15 protein-coding genes are annotated in these 18,116 nt (G+C 64.0%); 8 read left to right on the top strand and 7 right to left on the bottom strand.

Annotated features, from left to right (window positions below; all coding sequences use genetic code 11):
- Positions 1-144: 144 nt before the first annotated feature.
- Positions 145-246, bottom strand: a complete 102-nt coding sequence (amiA, locus tag N7568_RS09070) for a streptamidine family RiPP (RefSeq protein ID WP_242703463.1) — start codon at positions 244-246, stop codon at positions 145-147.
- A gap of 104 nt (positions 247-350) precedes the next feature.
- Here amiA and N7568_RS09075 point away from each other — a divergent pair, with 104 nt between their 5' ends.
- Entirely contained in the window at positions 351-1,574 is a 1,224-nt protein-coding gene (locus N7568_RS09075; protein ID WP_261609522.1) for a hypothetical protein, read from the top strand.
- The gene (locus tag N7568_RS25940; RefSeq protein ID WP_261609523.1) at positions 1,571-3,304 is read left to right on the top strand and encodes a prolyl oligopeptidase family serine peptidase; all 1,734 of its coding nucleotides are present in this window, start codon (positions 1,571-1,573) and stop codon (positions 3,302-3,304) included. Before N7568_RS09075 ends, N7568_RS25940 begins: the two co-directional genes overlap by 4 nt.
- On the opposite strand, the gene N7568_RS09085 is transcribed toward N7568_RS25940, so the two are convergent.
- From N7568_RS09085 to N7568_RS09095, 3 genes are all read right to left on the bottom strand, one after another.
- Entirely contained in the window at positions 3,276-4,787 is a 1,512-nt protein-coding gene (locus N7568_RS09085; protein ID WP_261609524.1) for an APC family permease, read from the bottom strand. The genes N7568_RS25940 and N7568_RS09085 overlap by 29 nt on opposite strands.
- A gap of 23 nt (positions 4,788-4,810) precedes the next feature.
- Positions 4,811-5,737, bottom strand: coding sequence for a universal stress protein (locus tag N7568_RS09090; RefSeq protein WP_261609525.1), 927 nt, complete (start codon positions 5,735-5,737; stop codon positions 4,811-4,813).
- 90 nt (positions 5,738-5,827) lie between these two features.
- Positions 5,828-7,255 carry a flavin monoamine oxidase family protein gene (locus tag N7568_RS09095; protein WP_261609526.1) on the bottom strand — a complete coding sequence of 476 codons (1,428 nt, stop codon included), beginning with the start codon at positions 7,253-7,255 and terminating at the stop codon, positions 5,828-5,830.
- A gap of 55 nt (positions 7,256-7,310) precedes the next feature.
- On the opposite strand from N7568_RS09095, the gene N7568_RS09100 reads away from it, so the two are divergent.
- Positions 7,311-8,027, top strand: coding sequence for a TetR/AcrR family transcriptional regulator (locus N7568_RS09100; protein ID WP_261609527.1), 717 nt, complete (start codon positions 7,311-7,313; stop codon positions 8,025-8,027).
- A gap of 25 nt (positions 8,028-8,052) precedes the next feature.
- Here the strand turns inward: N7568_RS09100 and N7568_RS09105 are convergent, their stop codons facing one another.
- Complete coding sequence (locus N7568_RS09105) at positions 8,053-8,874, bottom strand: hypothetical protein (protein ID WP_261609528.1); 822 nt, start codon at positions 8,872-8,874, stop codon at positions 8,053-8,055.
- The gene (locus N7568_RS09110) at positions 8,871-9,443 is read right to left on the bottom strand and encodes a sigma-70 family RNA polymerase sigma factor (protein WP_261609529.1); all 573 of its coding nucleotides are present in this window, start codon (positions 9,441-9,443) and stop codon (positions 8,871-8,873) included. The genes N7568_RS09105 and N7568_RS09110 overlap by 4 nt, the downstream gene beginning before the upstream one ends.
- Before the next feature lie 176 nt (positions 9,444-9,619).
- Between N7568_RS09110 and N7568_RS09115 the strand changes: the two genes are divergently transcribed.
- A complete protein-coding gene (locus N7568_RS09115) occupies positions 9,620-12,610 on the top strand; it encodes a carboxypeptidase-like regulatory domain-containing protein (RefSeq protein WP_261609530.1) in 2,991 nt (996 codons plus the stop codon).
- Between the two features lie 240 nt (positions 12,611-12,850).
- Here the strand turns inward: N7568_RS09115 and N7568_RS09120 are convergent, their stop codons facing one another.
- A complete protein-coding gene (locus N7568_RS09120; RefSeq protein ID WP_261609531.1) occupies positions 12,851-13,447 on the bottom strand; it encodes a TetR/AcrR family transcriptional regulator in 597 nt (198 codons plus the stop codon).
- Between the two features lie 160 nt (positions 13,448-13,607).
- Here N7568_RS09120 and N7568_RS09125 point away from each other — a divergent pair, with 160 nt between their 5' ends.
- The 4 genes from N7568_RS09125 (at position 13,608) to N7568_RS09140 (ending at position 18,116) form a co-directional block, all read left to right on the top strand.
- Complete coding sequence (locus tag N7568_RS09125; RefSeq protein WP_261609532.1) at positions 13,608-14,381, top strand: SDR family oxidoreductase; 774 nt, start codon at positions 13,608-13,610, stop codon at positions 14,379-14,381.
- Positions 14,382-14,474: 93 nt separating this feature from the next.
- On the top strand, positions 14,475-15,371 hold the full coding sequence (locus N7568_RS09130; protein ID WP_261609533.1) for a VOC family protein: 897 nt from the start codon (positions 14,475-14,477) through the stop codon (positions 15,369-15,371).
- Positions 15,368-16,972: an FAD-dependent oxidoreductase gene (locus N7568_RS09135; RefSeq protein ID WP_261609534.1), complete on the top strand. Its 1,605-nt coding sequence runs from the start codon at positions 15,368-15,370 to the stop codon at positions 16,970-16,972. Before N7568_RS09130 ends, N7568_RS09135 begins: the two co-directional genes overlap by 4 nt.
- A complete protein-coding gene (locus tag N7568_RS09140) occupies positions 16,947-18,116 on the top strand; it encodes an acyltransferase family protein (protein WP_261609535.1) in 1,170 nt (389 codons plus the stop codon). Before N7568_RS09135 ends, N7568_RS09140 begins: the two co-directional genes overlap by 26 nt.

Here is an 18,116-nt window from a genome sequence, read left to right on the forward strand (position 1 = left end):
CCCCGGCCCCCCCCCCCTGGGGGAGGGTCCCCCGCCCGGCTCGCACACCCCTGCTGGGGGGGGCGCCCGTGGTCCCTCCCTACTGGGGGGGGGGGGGATCTCGGGGGGGGGGCGCGCGGCCGCCCCCGCCCCCTGGCTTAGTGACTAGTCGAACGGGTTCTCGACCAGTGCATTCGAGTGTGTTGCTGACAGGTGTGCCAGCTGCTCGGTCTCTTCAACTTCAACCAGAACCGTGGTCTTTTCCATGGTTGGTCTCCTTTCGGTGGTGGTGGTTGCCTCCGCTGATGCGGCGACAACGTCACACTATAGTTAATGAGAACCATTCTCAAATTAAGCGAAAGGGAGAGCCCATGACCTCCGAAGTTCTGGTTGTCGCCGACCAAAAAGCGGGCAACGTACAGTTCCTGAATCCCGTCACCGGGGCAGTCCAGCACCGCGTGGACTCCGTGGTCCTGGCGGAGCACGCCGGGTTCCTGCCGTTGGGAGGCGGACGATGTGCGTTCATTGATGACGCCGGAGGCGCCCTGGTCATTGCCGATGCGTTCACCAACACCCCGCCCCGGATCATTCCCGTAGCCATCCCGGGTGAGCACCTGGCCTGCGACCCCTCGGGCCGCTTCATCGCCGTCACCACCGGCCTTGGTGTCTCCTGGGAACCGTGGAGCGATCTCCTCACGGTTGTGGACCTGGAGTCCGACGGCGGACCCACCTCACGCCGCATCCGCACCAGGGCGGGGGAGCCGGGTGTTGTGGTGGGCGAAACGCCAGAGGGGCCTGCCGCCGTCGTGCGTCACCGCGAACCAGGCGGCATCGAATCCTTCAGCGTGGAGCGGATCCTGGCCGAAGGAGTGCACTGCCCGCCCATGCAAGGGCTGCGGGCTGAGGCCTCCCCCGATGGCCACGGCGACGCCTTCGATCCCGTCACGGGCACCATGTTCGTGGCCACGGGCCAGGGCCTGGAACGCTTCGACGTCCGCAAGCCGCAGCCGGAGGCCCTCCAGACCATCGCGTGGGATGCTCCCGGCCGCGCCTACTTCCTGCGCTTCTGCCCGCGGCGGCGTGTCCTGGTGGCCGTTCTTCGCGATGGCGGCGGGGAGCCCAGGGGCTGGGCCCAATGGGGCAACACTTTGTGGGTGCACCACGTGGATACGGGGCTGACGCGGACCACACCATTGGGCCACGGGTTGGTCTTCCGTTTCGCGCTGACTGACACCGGCATCGCGACCGCCCGCGTCCATCCGGAGGGCGACGAGCTTTCGGTGCACCACCTTGGACCATTGGAGGCAGGCCCGCCGGTGCTGCGGGGCACGTGGGACCTCCCCCGCATGGACGGCGCCCCACGGCCCGGACATGAACCCTGGGACAACGCCGAACGGCGAGCCATTGCCGCCTCACCGTCTTCGGAACTCGTCGCCGTGACCCGCGGTGGGCACGGTGAACTGCACCTAGTGGACACGTCAGCGCCCGGTAGCCCCCTGCGCACCATCACCTTGGGCAGTCCCCTGCACGACGGCGGCCACCTCGCTTGGGTCTCCGCTCTGGACGCGGTGCCGGGCGACACGGTGGGACGGTGAGCACCATCGAGGAGGCTGTTCCGGGCATAGGACTTCGGCCGCATTTCCGTTCCCTCCTGGAACGCTGGGACTCCACACCCCGCCAAGGGCTCCCACAGTTCGCCTCCGGACAGGCTGCCTTTCTTTGGCGCGGGCCAGGCGAAGCGTTTGCGTCCTTGCATCTGGCAGACGAGGCCGGGCTTCGGGATGCCTGGAATGTTCGCCGGGCGCACCTGGAGGTGGCCGCTCCGCCCGGTGTCCGGCTCCCCACGCCACCGGGCACTATCGTCCGCGGATTCACCATCTCCCCTAACGGAACGCACATCGCGGCCTTGCTGAGCACCTCCACCAGCGAACTAGCGGAAACCTGGATCCTCGCTGCCGGGACCCAACCCGTCCACATCCCAGGCGCGGCGGCTTGGTACGCAGCACCGGTGTGGGAGCCCGACGGGGGCGGGATCTGGGTTTTAACCGGCAAGCCACCCTTCCAGAAGATCAATCGCAGCCCGCTCGGCTCCGGTCACTTCCAGGAGCTCCCGTTTCCAGCGGATCTTGGCAACACCACGGGCAGCCGTCTCGCGCTGGCACGCGTCGGAGAGCACCTTCGGCTCGTGGCGAAGAACCCCAGGACCGGCACCAAAGAGTGGGAGTTGGCATCCGGGGCGTGGCGTACCGTGGCTGCGGCCGATGGCAGGAACCGTGTGGAACTCGTCTCCGACCACCACGGCACTACGGTCACACTGGATGGCCGCCCGGTCTACCGTTTATCCCCAGCGGAATACGTGTCATCGTTCGCCGTCCAACCCCGCGCCGATGCCACCGACCTTTGGATCCAGACGGCCTCCCCTGAACGTCCATCGGGGGTCTTCTGTGTGGACGAACCGGTGCGCTCGAACAAAAACTCCGGAGACTCCAGCAGCCACATAGTCCACCGGAAGGTCACAGCCCTGGCGAGCGACGGCGTCGAGATTCCCCTGGTCATCTCCGCACGGGCTTCAGACATTGGGCCTGACGGCTTCCCGGTGCGGCCACTGCCCCTGATTCTCACGTGCTACGGCGGTTTCGGCGTCACACACAGGACCGAGGCCGAACCCAGCGTGCCGGCGTGGCTGGAGAGCGGCGGGGTGTACGTGGCTGCACAACTACGTGGGGGCGGGGAAATGGGCCGGGACTGGCATGAGGCGGGCCGGGGTCCACGGAAGATGCGGACCATCCTGGACCTCATCGACGTGGCTGGCTACCTCGCCGATACCCGGTGGACCACGCCCGCCCAGACCGTAGCCTTCGGGGCCTCGCATGGCGGCCTGGTGGTCACGGCTGCAGCCCTCCTGTCCCCCGCCTCATTCGGCGGAGTGGTGGCTGTAGCTCCATTGCTGGACACCGTGGACCTTCATCGCCATGGCCTGGGGAAACAGTGGCAGCACGAGTTTGGTGCCAATGGGGAGTGTTCTGCCCACGATCGGGCGGCCTACTCTCCGGTTCACCTGCTGGGCGGACTCAGCTCCGCCGCCGCGCTTCCACCCCTCCTGTGCTGCCTGCTGGGGTACGACGAACGCGTGGACAACAGTGCCGCCGTCGAGGTTGTTACCGGAATCCGCGAACGCGGCGGCCGGGCCTGGCTGCTCCACGAGGACGGCGGCGGTCACGGCCAGCGCGCAGCGCCGGACGTGCTGGACTTCTCCGCGGCCGTGCTGGCATTCGCGGCGTCCATTACCCGCGGAGCTAGGCCCGGGTCAGCACCTTGCCCTTGAAGAACTCGGGCCGCAGCCGGTACATCACCAGCATGACAACTACGCCCAGCAGGATCACACCCATTCCCAGGACGAACACCAGGCCCACCCCGCCCACGGACGAGCCCGAGCCGTACTCCGGATCCATTGAGTCCATGGCGGTCTTGACGAACATGACCAGCAGGATGACGCCACCCACCAGCGGGGCCAGGAACTTGAAGAAGAACGCCCGTGCACCCCGGAAAGCCTCGGCCCGGAAGTACCAGACGCAGGCCAGCGCAGTGATGCCGTAGTAGAAACAGATCATCATGCCCAGGGCGGTGATGGTGTCCCACAACGCGTTCTCGGACACCGTACGGGTGATCACGTAGAAGCCCGCTGCAGCGATCGCGGCTGCAATCGTGGCGAAGCTGGGCGACTTGTACGTGGGGCTGATCTTTCCGAACTTGGGCGAGATAGCGCGGTAGTGACCCATGGCCAGCATGGTGCGGGCGGGGGAAACGAACGTCGACTGCAGCGACGCGGCGGAGCTACTCAGGATGGCCAGTGACATGAGGATCGCGAACGGACCCATCACCGGACCGGCCAGCACGGCGAAGATGCTGGACTGGTTCTCGGGGTTACCGGCACCCAACCCGGTCTCGCCAACGCCGGCGAAGGAGAGCGTGGCCAACGCGACGGTCATGTAGATGATGACGATGACCAGCACGGTGATGGTCGCTGCACGGCCCGGGGTCTTCTCAGGGTTCTTGGTTTCCTCGTTCATGGTCAGGGTGACGTCCCAACCCCAATAGATGAAGATCGAGAGCGACACACCCGCGGCGAACGACGAGAACGAGTCAACGGCGAAGGGGTTGAACCAGTCGGGCGAGATAGCGGTGGCGTCGAAGGCCGTGCCGTTTGCCACGTGGGCGAACGCGGAGACCGCGAACCAGCCCAGCACCAACAGTTGGAACGCCACCAGCACGTACTGGACGCCCTTGGTGGTTTCCATGCCGCGATAAGAAATCCAACAGGCCAGGGCAATGAACACCAGCGTGGTGGCGATGTTCAGCGGAAGGATCTTGCTGAGCTCACCCAACTCCGGATTACTGAAAATCTGCGCGAGCATCAGGTAGAAGAAGTCCACCGCGACGGCCGCCAAGTTGGACAACACAATGATGGTGGCCGCGATCAAGCCCCAGCCACCCATCCAACCTATCCACGGACCGAACGCGCGCGTCGCCCACGTGAAGGAAGTTCCGGCGTCGGGCATTGCGTTGTTCAGTTCGCGGTAGCCGAGCGCCACCAGCAACATCGGTATGAAACCCACCAGGAAGATGGCGGGCAGATGCACGCCAACCTCGGACACGGTGGGACCCAGGGCCGCGGTAAGGGTGTAGGCGGGGGCGATGCAGGAGACGCCGATGACGACGGCGCCGATGAGGCCCACCGATCCGGCTTTCAGTCCCTTTTCACTCAGGGACGTCTCTTTCGACTGGACCGTCTTTGGTGCAGTTGACATGGGTTTTGCCTCTCAGGCGATTGCTAGGAGTTTTGTCGCTTGTAGTCGCGGGGGACCACGATCATGGGAACGGGAAGGGCACGCAGGATCCGGTTTGCGGTGGTGCCCAGGAAGGTGGCCCGCTGCTGGGCCAGGCGACTGGATCCGATCAGCAGGATTTCGCCGTCTTCCCAGTCGAGCCGGTCAACGGCTTCTTCGATGGTGCGGCCCTGCGCGACGACGATCTCTGGTTCCGGCACATCGGCAGCGGAACCCGCGGCGTCGGCAGCGGAACCCGCGGCGCCGGCAGCGTCAGTGGAACCGTCCGCCCGTGCGGAACTTCCGACGGCGGCAAGCCGGTCGGCGGCATGCACCCAGGCGGCGTCGGCCAAGCCAGGCGAGTTACCGCCGTCGAGCGCCAACAGGGAGACGAGCCGCAGAGGAAGGCCACGGTCGCGCGCGGACTCAACGGCGACGTCGAGCAGTTCATCAGCGCCCGGGCGCGTCCCGAAACCGCAGCTCAAGCGCGTGATCGGCTCGGTGCGGTGGTAGCCGTGGGGCGCCAAAGCGACCGGAACGGGCGAGGAGTGGAGCAGCGAACCCGCCACGGACCCGATGGTGAAGCGCTTGAGAAGGCCGCTGTTGGTGGCGCCGATAACCAGTGCCGCAGCGTCCATTTCCACGGCCGCCTCGATCAGGGTTTGAGCCTCTGAGTCGCCGCGGCGGATGTGGGCGCGGGCGGTAACGTCGTCCGGAACCAGGGCCAGGCCCTCGTCCAGCCAACGCTGTGCCTGCTCGTTGAGGATGTCGTTGTAGCCGGCCTCGGGCGGGTATACGGCGTTGAACGGGGAGTCTTCCGGGATCACCAGGACCAGGTCCAGGCTGACATCGTGGTTCCGGGCCAGCGCGACGGCAAGGTGAACGGCGTCGTGCCCCCTCGCGTTGGCGGTGTAGCCCACTACGTAGCGCATGGTGGTCCCTTCCTGTGGTGGTGCTTAAACAGTGGCGCCGGCAGGCCGGGGATGGTGCTCCCCCGGCCTGCCGGTTTGGTGCGAAACGCCTTAGGCGACGGGCAACGCGCTCAGCTTGTTGGCCTCAACAATGCGGGCGGCGGTTGCCTGGCCCATGCGGACGGCGCCGTCGACGTGCTGGTAGCCCTCGGCTGCGAGGTCGGACGAGGACCAGTAGATCGGCCCAACGTTCGCGTGCTGGTCCTTGCCGTAACGGTGCAGGCCGCCGAGGTCGTAGCTGGATGCATAGGCGCCGCGGGTCCACTCTTCGGATCCCCAGTCGGATTCGTAGTAGACCTCGGGGGTGAGGGCCTTCTCGCCCAAGAAGCCGGCGATGGACTCGAGGATGGCCTTCTTGCGGTCTTCGGCGCTGAGCTCGAAGACGGCGTCGGCTTTTTCGTCGGACACGAAGCCCACCAGGGTGCCGCGGGAGTCGCCGTGGTTGGTGTTGTCGTAGACCTCCTGGACCAGTGCGCCGGCGCTGAAGCCAGTGCCGGAGAGGCCTTCTTCACGCCAGAACGGAGTGTCGTAGACGGCGTGGACCTTGATGACCAGGCCCAGGGACTGGTGCTGGTGCATCTGGTGCTGGCGGCGGGGCAGCGGCGGTTCGAACGAGACACGGGAGTACAGGTTCGGCGGCACGGCCATGATCACGAAGCGCGCGTTGACAGTTGCCTGCTCGGAAACGACGGTTACGTTGTCGTCGGACCACTTGATGGTGCGGACCGGGCTGTTGAGTACGACGTCGGTACCCAGCTCGGCTGCCTGCAGCAGCGAAACCTGCTGCATGCCGCCGATAACACGCTTGTCCAGGATGAAGTCTTCGTCGGTCAGGTGGCTGAAGGAGCCGGCAGAGGCGGCCATGAGGACTGCCTGCAGTGCGGAGAAAGCGTGGGCGGGCTTGGTCAGCATGCCACCGGCGATGAAGAGGCCGATGTTGTTGCAGGCTTCCTCATCACTGGAGTTCTGGCGGAGCCAGTGGTGGAAGGAGATAGTGTCCAGCTCACGGGCCTTGGGGTGTGCCCAGGGCTCGGTGGGGCCGATCTCGGCAGCAAGCTCATCCAGAATGGCGACGAGCTTATCCATCTCGGCCTTGGTGGTCTCGTTTACCGGGAAGGTGTCACCGGTGTACTGGGTGCGCTTGCCGTCTGCGCCGATGTAGACGGACTCGCCCTCGCGGTAGCGCGAGTACATTTTGAGTCCGAGCTCGTCCAGCAGCTCCATGAGGGCCGTCTGGTCCGGGGAAACCCACTGGCCACCGATCTCCAGCATGGCGCCGTCGATGGTGTCGGTCCAGGTGCGGCCGCCCACGCGGTCACGTGCTTCGAGCACTGCGACGCTGAGTCCGGCCTTCTTCAATTCGCGTGCGGCCGTCAACCCTGACGGTCCGGCGCCGACGATCACAACGTCGCGATCAAGATTCTGCATGATGTCCTCTCCGTGGTCGTCCGTAGTGGCTGACCAATAAATGAATGGCATTCATTTACATCCATTCTAGCGTCGGAGTCCGTCCCTGTGAAGGCCCGATGGAATAATGCTGGGGACACAGGCAGCAGAAAGGCCTCCGATGCCCGCACCCACTCCCGCTTCTTCCCCCGGCCCTGCCGGTTCAGTGCGCCGTCGCGTCGGGCGGCCCACTGCGGCGGTCCTGGACCAGGACGGCATTACGACGGCGGCACTTGAGCTGATCAGCAGCAAGGGTTACGACGGACTCACCATGGCGGCCCTGGCCCGTTCCCTCGGCGTCGCTCCATCTGCGCTTTACAACCATGTGGCCTCCAAGGATGACGTGTTGCTGTTGGTGGAGGACCACTTGGCAGCAATGGTGGATGTGACTGCTTTCGGGGTGGAACCGTGGGATGTTGCCGTGCGTCGTTGGGCGTGGTCCTACAGGGATGTGTTCTCGGAGCATACGCCGCTGATCCCCGTGATTGCAGTACTTCCGGTGGCCAATGCCCCGAAGACCCTGGCCATGTACGAGGCCGTGACCGCCGGCTTCCGCGACGCCGGATTCCCCGAGGAGAAGATCATCTCCGCGATCGTGGCTTTGGAAGCGTTTGTGTTCGGCGCCGCTTATGACGTCACCGCGCCGGAGGACATCTTCGACGCCGGCAACCTCGCCGAACAAGTCCCCAACTTCACGGCAGCGGTGGACCGGTTAGCCCTGGAGCGGCACGCACGTCCGACTGATGTTGCCTTCCGCTTGGGGCTCGAAGCGCTGATTACCGGGTTCGGGGCGCTGCGGGGGTAGTTGCCTTTGGTTCGAGGATCTCCCGTCAGAGGCTGAGATAGCGGATTTCCTTCGTGTTATCGGTGTAGGTCACGTCAACGGGTACGTCTTCGCCGGAATTTGGCAGTTCCCCGCCGGGAAGCCAAAACGCGAACTGCCCTTTGGATACGGTGGCCGTAATCCTGTCGCCGGCCCTGCTGGTGTAACTCATGGCCGCAACGTCCGGACCAACCTGCCCAGACGCCATGGAGAGCGGGTTGTTGGCGATGACACCGGTTCCGAGCTGGGTGGTCCTGATATCCCGGCCGGTGGGTTCCTTCCCATATCCGGGCTTTCCCACTGAACCGAAGGACCCCCTCATGAACCATGGGGCCGTGGAATCGGTGGTGCATGTGGCTTCGAAACCGTCGGCCCCGCTGAGGACCACCGTGGTCCAGGCGCCGCGCCTCTCGGCGATGGCGGCTTCCGCCGCGGCCACGTCACTGGCGAACATGCCATCACCAACACCCTTGCTCGAGCGGACGCAGTCGGAAACCGCGCGGTCTCGCTCGGCACCGGTCAATTCGCCGGGCGCGGCGGTCCATGTTGCAAAGGCAGGGTCGCCTCCTGAAAGGGCCGGGCCAATCAGGAACCCAACTGTGGCGGCGAAAGCAACGGCACCCAAAGCGAGGGTTCGACGACGACGGCGGCTTGGGTGCGACGTCGACGTTTTGTGGTTCGCGGGTCTGGTGGCGGCGGCCGCAGAGATCGGATGGGACCTGAGAATCTGTTCGAGGTCGTTCTGCGAACGGTTCGGGTCGGGAGCCGCAGTCTGGTCGGCTGCGTCCATGGAGCGGAGAAGAGCGGCGATATTTTGGTTGCTTTTCATGGTGTTGTGGCCTTTTCTGGAAACGTTGCAGGCGACGGCGGCCCATTCCGGGGGACGTGGTCAAGAAGTAGCCGCAGGGCCCGCCTCGCACGGGTGAGGCGCAGCCGAAACGCGACCGGAGAGATGCCCACTACATGTGCTGCCTGGGGCGCCGACAGGTTCTCAAAGATCGCAAGCCCGAGGGTCTCTTGGTGGACTTCGGAGAGAAGCGCCCAGGCTCTGCCTAAATCCACGCGGCTACTCACCAGGTCAGCATGGGAATTATCGCTCGGGGATGTCACCGTCGCCTCAGCCAAGCGGACGCCCAGGGCCTGCCACCGCTGTTCTCCGCGGCTGGCATTCAGCATGAGATTCCGAGTGATGCCAAAGAGCCAGGCACGTGCGTCGTCCTCGCATTCCGGGGCTTCCGAAAACCGCCGCCAGACTGTAAGAAATGCCTCAGCCACTACATCCTCGGCATTCGCTGAGTCAGTGCGACGATGCACGAACTTCAACAGGTCAGCGTAGGCGGATTCGTAAAGCGCCCTAAAGGCCTCTTCCCGGTCGGGGGCTCTCGATAGGTAGCTCATACCCTGTACTTGTCCGCCACGTACCTAAGTGTGTTGCATGGCACCGAAAATTCCCGGACGCGGCCATCAGTGGAACAGGGCAGAACTCCCCATGGCACTGCTGCGGGCCGACGCCTACGATGGCAGGGGACCGTTCGGTCCCTTCAGTCACTTTTTTGGGGAAAAGGACCTTACCCATGCCGTTGCCGCTACCTGCCGCTGACCATCCACCTCAACGTACACGGCAGGGGGTGTGGGCCATCCTGGCGGCCATCCTCCTGGTGGCTGCAGGCCTCTTCGCCGGCACTGCACCCGCCTCGGCCGCAACCTACACCTTCAAGGGAGTAGTCAAAGGAAAACCGACAGCCACCGCAACGGCCACCGTGCTGGGCGACGTGTGGGTGGGGGCTTACACCAATGACGACCGGGCCGATTTGGTTGCCGGTGCGTGGTCTGCTCCCGATGGTTCCTACAGTTTCACTGTGCCGGCTGCCGGCAGCTACAAAATGTGGACCACCTGCAGCAGCGGACCCTGCTCCGCCACCTACGCCGGCGAGTGGAACGTGAACCAGTCCGGCTCCTACGGTTCGACGCCGGTTGCGGTCACCGATGCTGCCCCCACCACCACGTACAACCCGCAGTTGGAAGCCTTCGGCAGCATGAGCGGCCGGGTCACCAATAAGGCAGGCCAGCCGCTGACAGCAGTCTCCGTCTCAGCCTCGCCCAGCGGCGGCGGACAAGTAAGCAGCACGAAGCCCGATGCCAACGGTTACTTCACCCTCACCAAGATCCCGCCCAACCAGGCATACATCAGCGTCCGGGACGAATCAGGCCAGCGCCTCTATCTGGAGCAGTACTGGACCGGCACCGGCACCGTAGACACCTACACGGCGGCTACCGTACCGTCGGGAGTCGCCTGGACCAACGTGAACTTCGTCCTCAAGGATGAAACCATCATCGAAGCCACAGTGACAGACACCGCTGGTGCGCCGATCGCCGACGTCGGCTACATCCCGTGGGTCTACAACGACGCAACGGGGGCCTGGGACGGACCCCAAATGGGCCCCCTCACCTCTAATGCGCAAGGCAAGATCTACTGGCGTATGACCGTGGGCAAGAAGTACAAACTCTGCGTCTCGGACGATGTCTACGAAGGCACACCGCGCGACAAACGCTACAAGGCCGAGTGCTACGACAACACTCCCACCAAGGACACGGCCACTGTCCTGACGGCGACCGCTGCCGGTCAACGCGTGAAGCTGACCATGCAGCTGGACGTAGCGGGCCTGTCGTTGGCCCCGGGCAGGCCCTTCGTTTACGGCTCGGCCCAGGCAGGGCAAACCCTGACCGTTGACCCCGGCGTGTGGGGCCCCGCTCCGGTAGCCCTGGCCTACCAGTGGCAGCGCTCCACTGACGGTACCGAACTGCAGGACATCGCAGGTGCCACCGCGCCTACCTATGTGCCCACCGCCGCTGATGCCGGGTACGACATCTGGGCAAGGGTCACGGGCACAAAGACCGGGTATGTCCCGCACTACGACACGGTGCACGCCGGTAAATCGGGCGCCGACGCTGTCACGGCCTCCAAGCCTTTCACTATTCTGGGCACGCCCAGCGCCGGAAATACCCTGACCGTGGACCACGGCACTCTGACGCCCGCGCCGGACTTTGGCCCCTACTACGACTGGTTCGTCAACGGCGTCCAGGACTACAGGTCGAACGCGAAAACTTTCGTCTTGCAAGCCTCAGACGCCGGCAAAAAAGTCACCGCCCGGCTCAGCATCCACGACTGGCCGCTCCAGCCGTACTACGGCCAGGCCTCCGTCACCGTTGCTGCAGGCACTTTGACTGCCCCGGTACCGACCATCTCGGGGACGGCAAAGGTGGGATCGGTGCTGACCGCTGCTCCAGGGACATGGGGCCCTGCTCCGGTGACCTTGGCGTATCAGTGGTTCCGCTCTGGTGTTGCGGTGACAGGTGCTACTTCAGCTACCTACTCTCTTGTCGCTGCCGATCAGGGTAAGACCATGACAGTCCGGGTGACCGGGTCCAAGACCGGATTTACGACGGCCGCGAAAACCTCCGCAGCGACAGCCGCTGTCGCCGTAGGCACGTTGACCGCACCGGTTCCCACGGTGTCGGGGACGGCAAAGGTGGGATCGGTGCTGACCGCTGCTCCGGGTGCGTGGGGCCCTGCTCCGGTGACCTTGGCGTATCAGTGGTTCCGCTCTGGTGTTGCAGTCACCGGCGCTACTTCAGCTACCTACCCCTTGGCTGCGGCAGACCTAGGCAAGACCATGACAGTCCAGGTGACCGGGTCCAAGACCGGATTTACGACGGCCGCGAAAACCTCCGCAGCGACAGCCGCCGTCGCAGCGGGCACGTTGACCGCACCGGTTCCCACGGTGTCAGGGACGGCAAAGGTGGGATCGGTGTTGACGGCTGTTCCGGGTGCGTGGGGCCCTGCTCCGGTGACCTTGGCGTATCAGTGGTTCCGCTCTGGTGTTGCAGTCACCGGCGCTACTTCAGCTACCTACTCTCTTGTCGCTGCCGATCAGGGTAAGACCATGACAGTCCGGGTGACCGGGTCCAAGACCGGATTTACGACGGCCGCGAAAACCTCCGCAGCGACAGCCGCTGTCGCCGTAGGCACGTTGACCGCGCCAGTTCCCACGGTGTCGGGGACGGCAAAGGTGGGATCGGTGCTGACCGCTGCTCCGGGTGCGTGGGGCCCTGCTCCGGTGACCTTGGCGTATCAGTGGTTCCGCTCTGGTGTTGCAGTCACCGGCGCTACTTCAGCTACCTACCCCTTGGCTGCGGCAGACCTAGGCAAGACCATGACAGTCCAGGTGACCGGGTCCAAGACCGGATTTACGACGGCCGCGAAAACCTCCGCTGCGACAGCCGCCGTCGCAGCGGGCACGTTGACTGCGCCCACTCCCACCATCTCGGGCACCAAAACGGTGGGCAGCACGCTCACCGCAACCCCCGGCGCATGGGGTCCGGCACCTGTGACGTTGACCTACCAGTGGTTCCGCGGAAGCACTGCCATTGCGGGCGCCACCTCGGCGACGTACAAACTGATCGCCGCGGACAAGGGAAGCGCCATCAAAGTACGCGTCACAGGCACCAAAACTGCGTACACCACACTGGCGCGCTACTCGGCGGCCACTGCCCTGATCGGCTGACCTGCCAACGAGGGAGGGCCGCGGCAACTTGCTTCTCCCTTTCACCGGTGTGACAGCGTGTGTTCGTGTCCATTGATCTGCATTTCCAGCGCTTCCACGGCTGTGACGACCCGGGGGAACCGGTCCATTAACCTGTTGCCGGAGTTCTTCGGAGCGGTGGTGGGTTGGGTTGGCTGCCCCACCCCGGTTGCACGACGGCGGCCGAAACTTGGCGTTCGTCGTGCCCAGCCGTGTCGCTTGTTAGGCCCCGATGGCGGCGATGGCGTAGTGGGCGATGCGGAGGAGGTCCTCTTTGCTGGCGCCGTCGCGGGCTTGCTGGCTCATTCCTTGTAGTGTCGCTCCGACGAAGGCTGCCATTGCATGGGTGTCGGTGGATTGGGGGATCCGGCCTGCTTCGCGATCCCGGGTCAGTGCTTCTGCCATGGCCAGGATGTTGTCGTTGCGCATTTTGGACAGCCGTTCTGCGACGTGGCGGTTCGCGGAGGTAACCGCGACGGCGGAGCTGATCACCAGACAACCACCCGGGAATGTCTTTGACGGGTAGTGGTCGGCGGCTTCTATGAGCAGCCGCCGCATAAGATTCAGCCCGGAGTCTTCTTCTGCGAAGGCGATGGACATGAAGCTTCCGTGGGTGGCGTTGTAGTGATCCACAACGGAGAAGAAGAGGTCTTCCTTGGAGCCAAAGGCCTTATAAAGGCTGGGCGGATTGATGCCCATGGCCTTCGTGAGCTCCGCAAGTGAGGTGCCCTCGTATCCGCTGTCCCAGAAGACCAAAGTGGCGGCTTCCAAGGCATCATCGAGACTAAATTTCCGTCCTTGGCCTGCTTTTCCTGACATCGTCGTCCTCTCGTCGTTCCTCTCAAGAAGAGCCCCCAGCAGCAGGCATCTATTCCCGCCGCCTCCACGAGAGTGGTTTTTCATTATGTGGTCAGCGCCACATATATGTTTTCGAAATCTTTCTTGTAGTGATCGCTAAACGTATGTAAGTATCTCATTCATGAGCGAAACACACAAAGACCACATCGCCGTCGTGACCGGAGCCAGCCGAGGGATCGGCGCGGCAATCTCCTCCCGCCTTGCCACCGCAGGCTTGACTATTGCTGTCCACTACGGACAGGACGGGAAGGCGGCTGCGGACGTAGCGGCCTCCATCGAAGCCGCCGGAGGAAAGGCTTTCCCTTTCCAGGCAGATCTCGGGACCGATACCGCGGCCCAGGATTTTTGGGCCTCCTACGATAAAGCCGCTGCCGAAGCCGGTGTCTTGAACCAGCCCATTCACGTACTCGTGAACAATGCCGGGGTCACCTTGCGCGGGGCCATCGAGGACTTTAGCCGGGAAGATTTTCTTACCCAGCAGGCCATCAACGTCAATGCGCCCTACTTCATCGTCAAGGAAGGACTGCCCCGGATCGCTGATGGGGGACGCATCATCAACATCTCCTCCGGAGTCACCCGCATAGCTTTCCCGGAAATCATTGGTTACGCCCTCACTAAGGGCGCCATTGAAGCCTTCACCCTGACCCTCGCCAAACATCTCGGGCCCAGGGAAATCACCGTGAACTCGGTCGCCCCGGGTGTCGTGGACACCGACATCAACGCTGGTTGGCTCCGCGGCAACGAAGAAGCCCAGGCCGGGGTAGCTGCCAGCAGCGCCCTGGGCCGCGTGGGCCAGCCCGACGATATTGCGAGCATCGTGACTTTCCTTGCCTCCGACGAAGCGCGCTGGATCACGGGGCAGAAGATCGACGCCACCGGCGGCACCAACCTCTAACTCACCGCACTATCTGGACGCTTACCGTCCTAAAGCGTCACATCCGCACAGGGCCCAACCTAGGCCTGACCCGCATCACATCCAGGGGGAATCATGAACCGTGCCCGAATTCGTGGCATTGACCATTTCGGTCTCACTATCAGATCGCTTCGCCAAGCGATCCACGACCTTCGGAACGCCCTTGGCGCTGAGGTCTGCTACGTAGAAGGCCCGATCACTGATCGGGAACCTGGTTGGATGGCGGCGAAACTGGGAGCCCGGGGAACCTGCTCATTAACGGTGGCCGCAATGAATGTTCACGGTATCAACCTCGAACTTTTCGAATACGTCGGCGCCGAACGCCGCTCCTGGGACACTCCTCCGGGAGCGGCGGGCAGTTTCTTCCTCATTTTCCAGACCCCGAACCCTGACCGCGTGATCGCCAGGCTTTACAACGAGAACGCGACAGTCCGCCCCATCGAGCACCCGATCAACGGGTATGAGGTAGCACTGCCTTCCGGGATCAACCTGGCAATCCAGCACAGACCAGTGCAGCGTCTCCTCGGAGCAGTTGCGCTGAGCCGGTACGACTTCGCGACGGCCCAGCACGAACTCACATCCACGCTCGGTTTCAGCCAGCAGGAGGCCACCACCGCATTCGGGGCCACCGGTTACCTCTTCGCCAGCGACCATGGGCTGCCAGTCGCAGTACTCCATGGGAATTCTCCCTCACCCCGTCCAGCCAACAGCGACCTGGGCGGCCATCACGTAGCGTTCCACGCCGACGACGTGGACAAGACGGTCAACTCCATTCGGAACATCAGCGGCTACACCACTTTGGGTGAACCCGAGACCATCATTGACGGACCCATCGCAGGAGACAGGTGGGTGTACCTCAACTCTCCATTCGGGCTCCAGCTCGAGATCATCAACATGCCCGACGGCACCCTGCCCTATGAAAGGGACGCTGCTGCGCTTCGGACCCCCATCGCGATCGGAGCGTTCTCTTGAGCCGCACCGCCTCCCGCCGGTCGATGCTCAGCGCAAGCGGCGCACTGCTGGGCGCTATCGCACTGAGCGGTGCGCCAGCGCGCGCCCAAGCCGCCGAGACCCAACCCCGTACCAGGGGCTATCAAGTCATCACCTCCGCCTCCGAACAGTTCGATGACCTGCAACAAGGCACGAACCTGAGGTGGAAAGGTGAGGCCGAGCGCATCGCGTTCCCACGCACGGCAGCCGAGGTCGCCGAAGAACTTCGCGCCGTCCTGCGGCTGGGACTGCGTCCTTCTGCCCGCAGCGGAGGGCACTGCTACGAAGGATTCGTCGCCAACCCGGCCGTGAAATCCATCATCGACCTTTCCGCCATGGACCAAGTCCGCTGGGACCCCGAGATGAATGCCTTCGAAGTAGGCGCCGGCGCGCAACTCGGGCTGGTCTATCAACTGCTCTACAAGCAATGGGGCGTCTACGTTCCCGCAGGGAACTGCCCCACTGTTGCTGCCGGCGGCCACATCGCCGGCGGCGGTTACGGATCAATGAACCGCCGCGACGGACTCGTCGTTGACCACCTCCTCGCCGTTGAAGCCGTTCACGTCCGCAAGGACGGTTCCGTCGCGATCAGTCGCGGCACCCGGGACCCGAAGGACCGACACCACGAACTGTGGTGGGCCTACACAGGCGGTGGGGGCGGGAATTTTGGCATCGCGACCCGGTACTGGCTTCGCAGCCCCTCAGCCACGGAGAACCGGCCGGAAAAGGCCCTGCCTTCACCTCCGCGTCATGTCTGGCTCAGCACTGTGTCCTGGTCCTGGGCTGACATCGATGAAGCAGCATTTACCCGGCTGCTGAACAACCACGGCCAATGGCACGAAAGAAACACAGCCCCCGGAACCCCGGAAGCAAACCTTTTCGCCCAACTGAAAACCTGGCACCGTTCCAACGGTTTTATCACCATGGATACCATCGTTGACGCAGCAACCCCTGATGCTGAAGGTGTCCTGGACCGCTACCTGGCAGCCATGTCGGAGGGAGTGCCCACGGCGAAGGTCACCCAGCGCCGAATCGTGCCGTGGATGCAGGCCACGCAATGGACCGGGTTCACCGGACCCGACTCCACCCGCCGGTTCAAAGGTAAGTCAGCGTACCTGCGTCGTACGTTCACACCCGAGGCGATCGCCGCTGCCTACCGCGGCCTGAACGATCCAAGGATCGCCAACCCGGGAGCGCTGCTGATGATTGCCTCCTACGGAGGTGCCGTTAACAGCGTCGCCCCGGACGCGACAGCCGTCCCCCAACGGGACTCCATCATCAAATTCCAGGTGGTCTCCATCTGGGACAACCCCGAAGATGACCAAACCAACGTCACCTGGACCCGCAACACCTACCAGGGCATGTTCGCCTCCACAGGCGGAGTCCCTCCCCTGAACTCCACAGCAGATGGTGCCTTCGTAAATTACGCAGACACGGACCTGGACGACAGCGCCTGGAACACCTCCGGACTAACTTCGTTCGACCTCTACTACAAGGGCAACCTGCCACGCCTCAAACGCGCACGCGCCGCCTACGACCCGAAGGGAGTGTTCTCCCATGCCCAAAGCATCCCTCTTGCCTGAACCTACCGGCACGCTTCCGGTAACTGCACGCCGCCTTGACGCCCTGACGGGACTCCGCTTCTACGCCGCGCTGCTCGTTTTCGCCTTCCACATCAGCCTGAGTCGCTTCTACCTCGGCGATTCGGACATAGTTGAACCGCTGCAGTTCATCCTCAAGAACGGTGGATGGTTCGGCGTCACGTTCTTCTTCGTTCTCTCCGGGTTCGTCCTCATGTGGTCTGCCCGCGCCGGGGACACTCCCGGACGGTTCATCTGGCGACGAATCGCCAAGATCGTCCCGAACCATGCCGTGACCTTTTTCCTCGCTCTGGCCATCGGCGGGCTCGGGGCCTCCACGATCGGTGAAGCGGTCGCCAACCTCCTGCTGATCCACGCCTGGATACCGGCCGACACCGCCTTCTTCAGCATCAACCACCCCAGCTGGTCGCTCTCAGCCGAACTCTTCTTCTACCTCGCGTTCCCTTTTGTGCTGCCACTGGTGAACCGCATCCCACGACACAGCCTCCTCCTCATCGGCACCGCACTGATAGGACTGATCACTCTGGCACCGCTGGCCGCCGGGCTACTCCCCGCCGGGGAACTCTTCGGTCCCAACCATGCCCAATCGCCACTGTTCGGCGCATCCATCCCGCAAATCTGGGCCGTCTACGCACTGCCACCGGTCAGACTCCTCGAATTCGCCTTGGGCATGCTCGCGGCCCGGGCCGTCCGCGAGAGAATCCTGCCGACCATCCCGCTCGGCCCGGCCCTTCTGGTCGCGGCGATCGGCTACGGGGGATCCCTCTTCCTCCCCATTACCTGGCAAATGGACGCCGCCTACGTCATCCCCGTGCTGCTGCTTGTCATCGCAGCAGCGCAAGATACCTCCCCACCGGGGATCTTCGCTTCCCCCGCAGCGGTCCGCCTGGGCGAATTGTCCTTCGCGTTCTATATGGTCCACGACATCGTCCTGACCCTGACCCGCTCCATCGTCGGGTCGGCGGCGCTGCAACCCTTGCCGGCAGCCTTAACCATTCTTGCCGCCTTCGTGCTCAGCCTCGGCTGCGCCTACCTGCTCTGGCGGCTGGTTGAAGTCCCGGCCAACAACGCACTACGTTCCCGCAACCCCTTCTCCGCACGACCCACCATCTCCCGAGAGGCCTGA

Origin of the sequence: Paenarthrobacter aurescens, assembly GCF_025421775.1 — a bacterium.
Classification (GTDB): domain Bacteria; phylum Actinomycetota; class Actinomycetes; order Actinomycetales; family Micrococcaceae; genus Arthrobacter; species Arthrobacter aurescens_B.